Below are 12404 nucleotides of genomic sequence, written 5' to 3' on the forward strand. Positions count from 1 at the left end.
ACGGCCTTAGACTGCCGCTGCGAGTCGGTCGAGCTTGTCTTCGCTGTCCGCCCGGAATCTCATGTGATCCATGCCCGGCGCATCGGTCTTGCGCAGCACCACGCTGTGGTGGTCGTGTTCGTCCCAGGCCTTGAAATACACGCGGCCTTGCGCGTCGCGCCCGATCTCCATCAGGCACAGTACCTGTCGATAGTGTGTTGCCGCCGTTTCCAGATACGTCACCGTCAGGGCGCATGACCCGGGCGCAGCACGCCGGTCTCGGCATTGCTCCATTATTCCCCATGTTGTCGTGGCCCGGCTCGTGGCCGGGCGGGGACGATCGGCAATCGGCATACCTGAGGACGGTCGAGTTTCAAATGGCTTCGTATTCGAAGATTTGATAAAAATCTCGACATTTTTGGTCGGTGATCTCATGATTTGCGGAATCGTACCGGTCTTGCCCTTGCTGCATTTCCGGCAATCATCACATCGTCGCCGAGTCCGGAATGTCACGCTCCTCGCCACGCGGCCCGCTGACCGCCATCACCGACACCATCGACGATCGTGGACTGGCGAAGAACGTCCATTTCGTGCCGGACAGCGGCCATATTCTGCTGTTCGATCAGCGCATGCTCCTGATGCATGGTTTTTCGGTCGCCGCGCTGCGCCACGAACTGGTCGAACGCCTGGGGCTGGACCGGACGCGCGAACTGTTCACCCGCATGGGCTATCAGCAGGGCGTCGAGGATGCCCGCTGCCTGCGCGAGGCGGAAGGCAGCGATCTGACGCGCACGCTGGCGCTCGGTCCGCGGCTGCGCGAGATCGAAGGTTTCGTGCGCAATCAGGCGGTCGAGCGCATGCAGTTCAACACTGACAGCGGCGAGTTCTGGGGCGACTACTACTGGCAGGCCTCATGGGAGGCTGAAGCCCACCTCAAGCACTTCGGCATCAGCGGCTCGCCCGCCTGCTGGATGATGACCGGCTACGCCAACGGCTTCACCACAACAATGATGGGCCGCCCCATCCTGTGGCGCGAACTGGAATGCGTGGCGATGGGTCACGCACGCTGCCGCGTGATCGGCCGGCCGCTGGAGGAGTGCGAGGACAGCGCCGACGACCTGAGCTTTCTGCGCATCGAGGACTTCGTGTCGGCGCCGCGCGGTCGCCAGACAGCGGGCGAGTCCGCTGCCGCCGCGAGCCTGCCCGACCTCGTCGGCGCCTCTGCCGGCTTCAACTCGGTCGCCCACCTGATACGGCGCGTCGCCCCGACCGACGCCACCGTGCTGCTGCTGGGCGAAAGCGGCGTCGGCAAGGAGCGCTTCTCGAAAACCCTGCACGCCATCGGTCCGCGCGCGAAAGGACCTTTCGTCGGCGTCAATTGCGCCGCCATCCCGGCCGAACTGGTCGAAGCCGAACTGTTCGGCGTCGAACGCGGCGCCTTCACCGGCGCGCACGCATCGCGGCCGGGCAAATTCGAGCGCGCGCACGGCGGCACCCTCTTCCTCGACGAAATCAGCAGTCTGCCGATGCCGGCCCAGGGCAAGCTGCTGCGTGTGCTGCAGGAAGGCGAGGTCGAGCGCGTCGGTGACACCCGCGTGCGGCCGGTGGATGTACGCATCGTCGCCGCCGCCAACCGCGACTTGCGCAATGAGGTCGCCGCCGGCCGCTTCCGCGAGGATCTGTTCTTCCGCCTCAACGTGTTCCCGATCGAGATACCGCCGCTGCGCGAGCGACGCGAAGACATTCCGCTGATGGTGAATGTGTTCGTCGAGCGCTACGCGAAACGCTTCGGCAAGCGCATCGCCGGCCTCACTCAGCGCGCCGCCGAGGCGCTCTGGGCCTACGACTGGCCGGGCAATGTGCGCGAACTGGAGAACATCGTCGAGCGTGCGGTGATACTGGCCGACGACGGCGGCAATCTGGATGTGCAACACCTCTTTTCCGGCGGCGAACGGCTGACCCAGCCCATGTTCAATCTGTCGGCCGGCGGCCGGCTCATGCGCGAAGCGGGCGCCGCGACGCAGGACGCCGATCATCGGCAGGACGATCTGGACGCGCACATCGCTTCGCTGGTCAACGCCGGCCTGCGCTTCGACGAACTGGAACAGCGCCTGCTCGACCATGCGATGACGCGCACGGGCGGCAACCTGTCGGCGGCGGCCCGGCTGCTCGGGCTACGGCGCGGCCAGTTCGAATACCGGGCAAAGAAGCGAGTGCCCGGAGCGGCGTGATCCGCCGCGACCCGGCGGGCAGGGGCAGCTCCGAAAGACTCGATGTACGGAGGCGCCGTGAATGCGAGGTGCCGGGTTTGCATGGGCGGGCGGGGTGGAAAGGGTGGGTGTTGGGCATCGCTGCGCGCACCCCAACCTACGGGGAAATAAGTGACCGACCTACCGTAGGTTGGGGTGAGCGCAGCGATGCCCAACGCCACGCCGTCAACCCGCGCGGCCACGAGCCCGGCACCCCGGGTTGGAACGGAACCGGTTTTCGCAGGAGCGGGCCCTGCCCGCGATACGGTCTGGAGACCACCGGCATCTGATCAACCGCCACATCGCGACCACTGGCCGCTCGCCCTCACCCGGCGCTTCGCGCCACCCTCTCCCGCTGATGCGGGAGAGGGAAGAATCCTCCGCGGCCACGCCCCTCGCCCACATCGGTGGGAGAGGGCCGGGTTCGCACACCTGAGGGCGCCTGCTCAACCTACGGCGCGCAGCGCGCCGAGGCGCTCGGCGTCGATCAGCTTCTTCAGCAGCTTGCGCACGCGCACCGCGGCAATGTCGTTGCTCATCAACACGGGGTTCAGGGAGAAGAAGTCGGTCGTGCCCATCTCGTCCTGCGTGGCCTGGATGACCGGTCCGTCTTCGTTCTCGAAGGCGGCATGCATGGCGCGGATCTTCATCGCGTTGTACTCGGCATTGTCGACGTCGTGGTTGCGCCGGGTCGCGAAGTAGTAGTGCGTCTTCGTCGCCGATTCCGGCGTGCAGGTGTGCAGGTCGTATTGGCCGGTGCAGTGATCGAGGTCCAGCGACCCCTCGCCCTGCAGGGCGCCGACCGACAGCTGGATGTTGGCCGGCGGCGTCCAGGTGATGTCGAAGAAGTGCCGCGCCGAGGCTGCCGGGTCCGGCAGGAAGCTGGCGAAGATGAGCATGGCAGGCGTCTGCGACCATTCCCAGCGCGCGTTCACGCTGGCAATGCCCTCACTCACCGCCGGCACCAGCGGCGACAGCTGGCCGCGCGTGCTGATGATTTCGCTGTGTACATGGTCGATGTGGCTCAGGTCCATCACGTTGTCGATGATGAGTTCGTAATTCACGTCCATGCGCATATAGGTGTGCGCCAGCGCGTTCGGGTGCCCGTCGTCCAGCGGACCGAAGTCCGGCAGTCTCGCCGGGTCGGCCAGTGCGGCCTCGCCCATCCATATCCAGATGAAGCCGTGCTTCTCCTGCAGCGGGAAGCTGCGCACCTTCGCCGCCTTCGGGATCAGGCCGTTGCCGTGCGGGTTGTGCGTGCAGGCGCCGCTGCAGTCGAAGCGCAGCGCGTGATAGGCGCACACCACCTCGTCATCTATGCGCTTTCCGAGATGCAACGGCGCGAAGCGATGCGGGCAGCGGTCGTGCAGCGCCACCGGCGTGCCGTCCGCCTTGCGGTAGATGAGCACCGAGGTGTCGAGTATCCGGCGGTGAAACATGCCTTCGGCCGGCACCTCGCTCGACAGCGCGGCGACGTACCAGCAGTCCGTCAAGAACTCGACCTTCTTTTCCAGTGCATTTACTTCCATTGCGTTGTCTCCTCCGTCTTGTCGTGGTGCGCCCGGCGGACACCGGGCGTCTGGATGCGCCGTCCGCCGCCGATCAGAGATCGAGCACCAGCCCGGCGGATTTCGAGCGCGAACAGCAGGGCGTGAAGCAGTCGTTCGCCGCCTTCTCCGCATCGCTGAAATACAGGTCGCGGTGATCCGGCTCGCCGGCCAGCACGCGGGTGACACAGGTGCCGCAGATGCCCTGTTCGCAGGACAGCGGCACCTCGATGCCGTGTGCCGCCAGCGCGGCCGCCACCGTCTGGCCGGCGGCGACCGGAACGATGCGGCCGCTGCGCGCGAGCTTGATCTCGAAGGCTTCGTCGCCGTTGCGCGCAACATCGGCAGTGAAGGATTCGGCGTGGATATTGGCGTCGGCCCAGCCGGCCGCGCGGGCGCTGCCGATTACGTGGTTCATGAAGCCCTTCGGCCCGCACACGTAGAGATGGGTGTCGGCCGCGGGTGCGGCCAGCACGGCGGCGGCATCCAGCCGCTGCCCTGCGTCGCCGTCGTCGAAATGCAGGCGCACTCGATCGGCCCAGGCCGCGTCGCGCAGCCGGTCGAGGAAGGCGGTGCGCGCCAGCGTGCGGCTGCAGTAGTGCAGCGTGAAGTCGTGGCCGCCGTGCGCCAGCTGCTGCGCCATCGCCAGCAGGGGCGTGATGCCGATGCCGCCGGCGAACAGCAGCGAATGGCGCGCCGCCACCAGCGCGAAAAGGTTGCGCGGTGCGCCGATGCGGATCGACATGCCGTCGCTGAGGTCGGCATGTGCGCTGGCTGAACCACCCCGGCTCGCCGCATCCAGCAGGATGCCGATCTCGTAGCGCGCGCGCTGCGTCGCGTCGCCGAGCAGCGAGTACTGGCGCACCAGCCCGTTGGGCAGTTCGACGTCGATGTGCGCACCCGCGCTGAAGGCCGGCAAAGGCTCGCCGCCCATCGATACCAGTTCAAGCGCGATGACGTCTTCAGCGGCCTGCACGCGTCGTGCGACGCGGACCTGAAACAGGGCGTCCCTCACCGCTCGCCCTCCCGACGCGCGTCGCGTGTCCCACCGGGCACGCATGCGCCATTTCGGTTGTTCTGCATCTTTCCTCCCATTCCTGTGATGCGCAGTCAGCGCTTGTGCAACATGGAGGAGTGCAACGAGCGTGCCAGGGAAGGGTGGATTTCAGGCAATTGTTTTTAAAGCGAAATTTTGCCGACAGACGCGCCATGGCAAGGACGCGGCCATCGTTTTCTCATTTGAGTGAATCGAGGTCGTCAAATGAGGAAACTGAGGGATCGCCCCGCGCTGTTGGGCATCGCTGCGCTCACCCCAACCTACGAGGGAATCAGTGACCGACCTGCCGTAGGTTGGGGTGAGCGCAGCGATGCCCAACAGCTACGTGGCCGGCACGGTACCGGTGAAAAAAAAACCCGTCCCGGGCAAAGCCTGGACGGGGTGTGAACCCGGAGGGCCGGGAACGAGGAGCGTTGTACGGGCCCCGGGGCCCGTACCGGGTGTCAGTTGCCGCTGCGCATGTTCTGCACCTGGAACAGGTTGGCCGGGCTCAGCCTGGGATCGACCTTGCCCTTGAACTGGCCGGTCGTGCAGTGCTTGGCCTGCACGTCCACCATCGAGAACGAATCGTCGAGTGCGACGCCGGTGCCCTTGTTGACCGGAAGGTGGAAGTCCGGGTGCGCCTTGCCGATGGTCCAGGTCTTCCACAGCTCGCCCTTGCGGTCGTACACCAGGGTGCGCGAGGCGCCGTAGACCTGGGCGTCGAAATGCATGACGCGCTTGCCGACCGGGTGATTGCTGTTGACCGGAACCGACTCGACGATGTGCACCTTGCGCAGTTGCCAGGTGATGTCGGGGAAGCACTCGCCCTGGCCGGTGAAGCTCACGTACTTGTAGCCGTCCTCTTCCTTGAATTCGTCCGACAGCTTCATGTCGTTGTGCTTGTAATAGGGCATCAGCAGATTCTTCGTGCCAACGAACTTCCACTGCATGTCCGATACCCGGCTCTCATAGCCTTCGAAGTCCTCGATCATCAGGTCCGAGCCGAGGAAGGCATCGGTCACCTGTCCGGCCGCGAGACGGCGTACGCGGCGCTGAAAGCCGAGGTATAGGTAGGCGTCGTCGAACTTGGTGTCGTCTTCGTACTTCTGGATCAGCAGCTGCGTGTTCTTCAGATCCTGTGGCTCCAGCACCTGGGCGTAGATGGCGCGGTAGAGGTTGGCGGAATTCGGCGTCACTTCGGGCGTCGGTGCGTGATCGGTGCGGTGCTTGAAGTTCAGGAAGAAGAAGTTGAACTTCAGCGTGCGCTCAAGCTGACCGGTCGTCATGTTGCGGTACTTCCAGTAGAACGGATGGATGGCGGCGTTGTCGCCCCAGTTCGCACCGTACTTGAAGTTCCACGCCACCTTTTCGCCGGCGCGCGGGTCCGAAGTGCTGGGCTCCTCCGGGAACGGACGGCCACCGGCGAAGCCCTCGATCTGGCCCACATTCTCGCCCAGCTTCGTCTTTCCCAGATTGCGCTTCGTCGCCTCGACATAGCCCTTGGGGTTCGGGAAGCTCAGTGTTTCGCCAACCTTGATCTGGTACCAGCCGTTCTTGATCACCATGTACATGCCGGCGTCCAGTGCGTCCTTGAACTGGTCGACGTTGTCCTTGTTGATCGTCATGCCGGCACTGAGGCCGGCGAAGGTCGGAAAGCCCTTCTTGTACGGCTCGAAGGCGGTTTCGACATCGGCTTCGCCAGCGGCGAAGCCCTGTGAACACAGTCCGGCTGCGAGCAATCCGGCGGCAATCAATTTGTTCATTGCGTGCGTCTCCTGTGAAGCCGGGGCGCACGCCCCGGCACTGCGGTGGATGGTCAGAACTTGTAGCGGAGGGTTGCGTAGATCTCGTCTTCGGCCCAGGCGGCGCCGATCGGGCCGGCGCGGAAGCGGCCGAGTGGTTCGAGGCCGGCCAGGCCACGCGAGAAGGCCTGGGTCGGATCGCCGCCGTAGTTGCCCGAGGTGAAGGGCGGCCATGGGTTGCAGGCACGGCAGTCGTCGTACTTGTAGCGGTCGTTGTCGCTGCCCAGCTTCACGTTGGCGCCGATGGCAAACTTCAGGTTGTCGCTGAGCAGCCACTCGACCTGCGGCGCGGCGACAGTCGCCTGTGCACGGAAGTCATGCGCGAAGATGATTTGCGGACTCAGCCGGTCGTTCTTCAGGAATGCCTTGACGAGCAGCGTGCCGATCACGTTGTCCTCCCAGTCCGGGATGCCGATGCGGCCGCCCATCGGACCCCGACGGTCGTCATGGTTGAAGATGTGCTGGAAGAAGAGCTGGCCGGAGATGAGGGTCGTGCGACGTGGGTTGATGAAGGGTATGAAGGTGGGCCGGTCGATGCCGATCACTGCCCGGAGCACGTTGTTCTCCGAATACAGTTCGGCCTTGGAGGTGTTGGCGAATTCCTCGCCGTCAGTCAGTGCAGCCTCGACGCGCACCGCGGCGTCTGCGGCTTCCCATTCGAAGTCCATCGATCCGCCGATCAGGTTGACCCGCGGAAAGTGCATGTCGAACGAGATCAGGTAGGGCCAGGATTCACGGAACTCGCCGGTGAAGCCGTTCGTGCCTCGCCTTGCGCCACGCAGGCTGGGCAGTTGCGAGCGATAGGTCAGCGCGTTCAGCGAGAACGACAGTCCGCCCTTCGTGACGCCCTCGTACTTGATGCCAAGCTGCGTGTTCTTCAATTTCCAGCTCGGCAGGTGAACTTCGTTCAGGCCGATCTGACCCGGACCGAAGTCGGTCGCCAGAAACGCATCGGGGACGCCCGGAATGTTGGCGAAGTTGGCCACCGTGCCGCCGTTGTCCCACAGGTTCTTCATGCCGCGGAAGAAGCAGCCGGCGTCGAGGATGACGTTGGCCGTACCGCACTGGCCCAGGTTATTGGCGCGGAACTGGTCGAAGTTCCACACCACCTGCAGATTGCGCTCCTGCATCGACTCGCTGCCGCCCATGCGGTACTCGGCCTGGACCATCCACATCGGAATGCGGATGTCTTCCAGCTCGTCGTAGATGTTGTTGCGCGAGTAATCCACCGGGTTGATCACGTCGAGCACCCGGAACAGGTCGGTACGACCCCACACCACCTGCTGCTTGCCGATCTTCAGGAAGATGGAACGCTGATCGTCCAGCGTGAAGGTCTTCTTGACATACGCTTCGCGGATGAAGTCCAGCCGGGAATTGAACTCGGGCGACTCCAGTTCCGAGCGCTTCTTGTCGCCATACCCGCCGAAGTCGGTACACCCCCGACTGTCATAATCACACGGACGGACGGGCACACCGAAGGCCGCGCCGCCCTCGACGTCGTGCCAGCGGTCACCCAGCACGCGCAGGCCATTGTTCGGATTGACGTTGGTGTCGAAGCCGAAGAACGGCGTATCGATCAGCCCGTTGTCGCCGACCACGCCCTGTCCATGGGGCGTCGCGCGCGTGCCGCCGAAGGCACCCGACGGATCGGTGGTGTCGAGATTGATTGCACCACCCGCCTCCTTTCCGTACTGGTCATCGTTGATGCGATAGACGCCATCCCACGTGCCGCGCAGCACGCCGTGGAATTCCCAGCCGTTGCCCAACTCGCGGTCGAGCTCGACTTGAACCGTATTGCGGAATTTCGATAACCCGACGGTGCGGTTGGTGTTGTCCTTTCCACGAAAGCGGGTGTCGTTCTCGTAATAGACATCAACCTTCCACTTCGGGGTGCTGCTGCCCAGGTCGGGCAGGTTGTTCTGGGCGAGCGCATTCAGCGTGACGAATGCGCACAGCGCACCTCCCAGCCCGGCGCGGGCCATGAGATGGTGTCTCGTCTTGTATGTATCCACCATGTCCTCCTCCTGTTTGTACTGCTATCGCACTGCCGACTCTCTCTGATGTGCCAGGCCGGTTGCCGGTCCAGCGGATTCGAAGCGGTCCGGTCAGGCCGCGGCGCGGGCCATGTCACACGATGCGTCGTCCTCTTCCAGCACGCCGTCGTCGTCGTAGTGGGTGGCCACCACGAAATGCGGGCGGAACACCACGCACCAGGCGGGCACGATGAGCATCGCGGCCAGCGCATTGACGACCAGCATGAAAGACAGCAGGACAGCGGCATCCGACTGGAAGCGCAGGTCGGACATGAAGATCCACATGACGACGCCGGCGATCAGCGTCGCGGCGGTGAAGGACACCGCATAGCCGGTGGTGGCGACCGCGTTGACGACCGCACGGTGGATGCTGCGGGTGACCGCCATTTCCTCGCGGATGCGGTCCATGAAGTACACCGCGTAGTCGATGCCGACACCGACGCCGACCGCGATCACCGGTACCGTGTTCACGCTGATGCCGATGCCGGCCCAGCCCATGTAGGCATAGGTCATGACGGTGGCGAACAGCATGGGCAGCACCATGAGCCAGCCGGCGTGCAGCGACTGGTAGTAGGCCATCACCAGCAAGAAGGCCAGCAGCATCACCGCCGGAATGATGATCATGTGGTCGGTGTGCAGCGCCTGGTTGGCCGCCGCGGTGACACCGATGATGCCGCCGCCCGGTTCTATCTTCAGGCCGGGCACTTCGGCTTCGATGCGTGCCTTGCCCTCTTCGGCGAGCGCGACCACCCGGTTGATCGTTTCTGCCTGGTGGTCCTTGTAGAAGAACACCATGTTGGCTTCGTTCTCGTCCGGGCTGATGTACTCCTTCAGCGCGCCCGGGATCGGGCTGGACGCCATGTAGGCGAACATCAGGCCGCCCACCTCGTCGGCGTTGTCCGGTATCTGTGCCCAGCGCGGGTCGTCGTTGTGGGTGAGCTGGTTCACCACCCGCACCACCCCCGGCAGCGCACGCGCGCCGCCCAGTGTCGGGTCGGACAGCATGTGCGCCTGGAAGCGCTCGATCGCGTGCATCACCTCGGGCCGCTTGATGCCGCCCTTCTCTTCGGTGCGGGCGACGATGTGCAGCTCTTCCGAGCCCGGGAACAGCGTGTTGATTGCTGCCGTCGATACGTTGTAATCGTGGTCGCGGTTCAGCAGCGGGCTGCCGGGTTCGGATTCGCCGAGCTGCACCCTGGCCACGTACCAGCTGCCGACGATGACGCAGGCCAGCGACGCGAACAGGATGGCGCGCGCGCCGCCGTCGGTGCCGCCGGTGCGCGCCATCGCGTTGCCGAGGAAGTTGCGCACGCCCTGGTTGGCGTTCTCCATCGTCTTCGGCTGCGGCAGCACGGTCAGCGCCAGCGGCACCATGAAGTGCACCGTGAAGATGACCGAGAAGCCCCAGAAGCCCGCAGCCAGACCGAGCTTGTAGTTGAAGGGCGCAGCACCGAGCATCAGCACCGCGATGCCCACCGCGTCGACGATGATGGCCAGCGAACCGGGGCGGAACAGCGCATCGAGCGCGTTGCGCGCCGCCTGCCGGCCGTTCTTCACGATGGCCAGTTCCTCGTAGTAGCGCACCACCAGCTGCACGCCGTGCGACGTGGCGCGGGCGGCGATCAGGAAGGGGATGGGCAGCGACAACGGTTCGAGGTTGATGCCGGCCAGCGCCATGAAGCCCAGGCCCCAGATCGACGACAGCGCGATGCCCAGCAGCGGCAGCGCGATGCCATAGAGGCGGCGGAAGTACACGATGAGCAGTGTGGCCAGCAGCGCCAGCGTCCACGCCAGGATCTGCACGATCTGGTCGAGGTAGGTATAGACCCAGCCGGTCAGCACCGGATTGCCGGTCACGTGCACCTTGTGGCCGTCGCGCGCCAGCGTGCCGCGCACGGTCTGCAGCGCGGCGAAGGTTTCGACGTAGTCGAGCTCGCTCTCGTTGAGCTGCGCCTTGATCAGCGCCGCCTTGAAGTCCGGCGACACCATCAGGCCGTACAGATTGGGGTTGGCGATCACGTCGCGCTGCATCTGCGCGAGTTCATCGGCCGAATAGGTCTTCGCCGGGTCGTAGTAGGGCTGCGACACGAAGCTGCCCTCGGGCGACAGGAACACCTTGCGCGCGGTGCGGTGGGTCAGCGAGGACACCAGGTTGTGGTTCACGCTGGGCAGGTTGTCCACGCCCTGGGTCGCTTCATGCACCAGCTTCAGCGTGTCGTTGTTGAAGATCGTGCCCTGCTCGACTTCGATCGCCATCACGATCATGTTGGCGCCGCCGAAGTTCTCCTTGATGCGGTTGTAGGTCTGGATGTAGCTGTGTTCCTGCGGCAGCAGGTCGGAAAAATCCGAATAGATGCGCAGCTTGGGCAGCGCGGCGGCGAAGGCCAGCGTGACCAGGAAGATCAGGCTGAGCACGATCTTCGGGTTGGCGAAGATCCACTCTTCGGCCTTGTGCAGCGCGTGGGTGATGGACTTGCGGATCGGGGCGATCATTTCGCTGCTCCGTGTCTGGATGAACCACCGTCGCCGACGGCACGCAGAAGGCCGCCCGGCCCGCCGATCAGAAGGGTGTTGTGCGCAAGGACGGACGCGCCCGCCGAGAGCGGTACCGGGCGCGCGTCGGCGTAGGCGACGCTGACCCACTCGTCGCCCTGCAGCCGCACCACGGCGCCGCCGGCGCCCACCGCGTGTGGCGCGCCGGCGTGCATGAACACGCGGTACAGCGGCGCACCGGAGCGATTCACCTGCGGCGTCCAGGAGACGCCGCCATCGATGGTCTTCAACACCTGCCCGGCCAGGCCGGTCACCCAGCCTTCGCTGGCCGACACGAACAGCGCCGCATACGGGTAGAACTCTTCCGGCAGCGCACCACGCTTTGCCCAGCTCTGACCGCCGTCGGTGGTGACGATGACTGTGCCGAACTCGCCGGTGGCAAAGCCGTTCAGCTCATCGACCATCTGTACCGTGGTGATCTGCAGGTCTTCCTGCAGGTCGGTCCTGACCCAGCTCTTGCCCTGGTCGTCGCTGCGCACGATGAGCGCACCGGTACCGGCGACCCACCAGCGGCCCTGGCGGTCGCAGTGCACGGCCAGCGCGGTGTGCGGTGCCTCCAGCGGCTGCGCGGTCCAGCCGGACAGCTGCGCGTCGGCCGTCCACAACTTCCGGTAGAAATCGATGGCGATGAAGCGACCGTCCGGGCACACGTCCATGCCGGTGATCGACGACGGGCCGTCGATGGGCTGTCGATTCCAGCTGCGGCCGCCGTCGGCCGACACCAGCACCGCACCGCTGCGGGTGCCGGCAGCGACCTTCTCGCCGTGCGCGGCCAGCGCCTGGATGGCGTCGTAACGCTGTACCGGCTTCTGCGCCTCGGCGCGCGCGGCCGAAAGGTCGGGTGCCTGGGTGCAGCCTGTGGCGAACGAGGCGAGCGCGGCGCAGACGGCCAGCGCCCTGAATCCGTGATGGTTCATGTATTTCTCCTCCTTGCCCGGCTCTGCGGCCGGGTCGTCGATGGGGTAAGTCGCTTGAGGCTGCGGGGCTAGCGCCCGAGGTCCTTGGCGCTGACGCCGCCTATGCCCCAGTGGGACTTCGGCACCTCGATAATCATCACGCGCACCGCTTCACGCGGTGCGCCGACCGCCTCGACCAGCGCCTGCGTCACCTTCTCGATGACGGCGCGCTTCTGGTCCTCGGTCCGGCCCTCGATCAGGTTGATCTGTGCGAATGGCATGTGTCGTTTCTCCTGGAAGGCGAAG

Annotated in this window: 8 protein-coding genes and 1 pseudogene; 1 reads left to right on the plus strand and 8 read right to left on the minus strand. The window is 65.2% G+C overall.

Annotated features, from left to right (window positions below):
- Positions 1–6: 6 nt before the first annotated feature.
- On the minus strand, positions 7–171 hold the full coding sequence (locus Q8Q80_RS07020) for a hypothetical protein (protein ID WP_305632234.1): 165 nt from the start codon (positions 169–171) through the stop codon (positions 7–9).
- A 314-nt stretch (positions 172–485) separates the two neighbouring features.
- On the opposite strand from Q8Q80_RS07020, the gene Q8Q80_RS07025 reads away from it, so the two are divergent.
- Complete coding sequence (locus Q8Q80_RS07025; protein ID WP_305632235.1) at positions 486–2210, plus strand: sigma-54-dependent Fis family transcriptional regulator; 1725 nt, start codon at positions 486–488, stop codon at positions 2208–2210.
- Positions 2211–2674: 464 nt separating this feature from the next.
- On the opposite strand, the gene Q8Q80_RS07030 is transcribed toward Q8Q80_RS07025, so the two are convergent.
- From Q8Q80_RS07030 to Q8Q80_RS07060, 7 genes and pseudogenes are all read right to left on the minus strand, one after another.
- Positions 2675–3757, minus strand: coding sequence for an aromatic ring-hydroxylating dioxygenase subunit alpha (locus Q8Q80_RS07030; RefSeq protein WP_305632236.1), 1083 nt, complete (start codon positions 3755–3757; stop codon positions 2675–2677).
- A gap of 73 nt (positions 3758–3830) precedes the next feature.
- Positions 3831–4751 (minus strand): 2Fe-2S iron-sulfur cluster-binding protein, encoded by a 921-nt coding sequence (locus tag Q8Q80_RS07035; RefSeq protein WP_371132719.1) that lies wholly within the window; start codon positions 4749–4751, stop codon positions 3831–3833.
- Positions 4752–5275: 524 nt separating this feature from the next.
- Positions 5276–6577 carry a DUF1329 domain-containing protein gene (locus Q8Q80_RS07040; protein ID WP_305632238.1) on the minus strand — a complete coding sequence of 434 codons (1302 nt, stop codon included), beginning with the start codon at positions 6575–6577 and terminating at the stop codon, positions 5276–5278.
- A gap of 53 nt (positions 6578–6630) precedes the next feature.
- A complete protein-coding gene (locus tag Q8Q80_RS07045; protein WP_305632239.1) occupies positions 6631–8628 on the minus strand; it encodes a DUF1302 family protein in 1998 nt (665 codons plus the stop codon).
- Positions 8629–8721: 93 nt separating this feature from the next.
- Positions 8722–11142 carry an RND family transporter gene (locus Q8Q80_RS07050; protein ID WP_305632240.1) on the minus strand — a complete coding sequence of 807 codons (2421 nt, stop codon included), beginning with the start codon at positions 11140–11142 and terminating at the stop codon, positions 8722–8724.
- On the minus strand, positions 11139–12119 hold the full coding sequence (locus Q8Q80_RS07055) for a YCF48-related protein (protein ID WP_305632241.1): 981 nt from the start codon (positions 12117–12119) through the stop codon (positions 11139–11141). The genes Q8Q80_RS07050 and Q8Q80_RS07055 overlap by 4 nt, the downstream gene beginning before the upstream one ends.
- Before the next feature lie 68 nt (positions 12120–12187).
- Positions 12188–12382, minus strand: a pseudogene (locus Q8Q80_RS07060) (4-oxalocrotonate tautomerase); the annotation flags it as partial.
- Positions 12383–12404: the final 22 nt, after the last annotated feature.

This window comes from Methyloversatilis sp., from assembly GCF_030698125.1.
Classification (GTDB): Bacteria; Pseudomonadota; Gammaproteobacteria; order Burkholderiales; family Rhodocyclaceae; genus Methyloversatilis.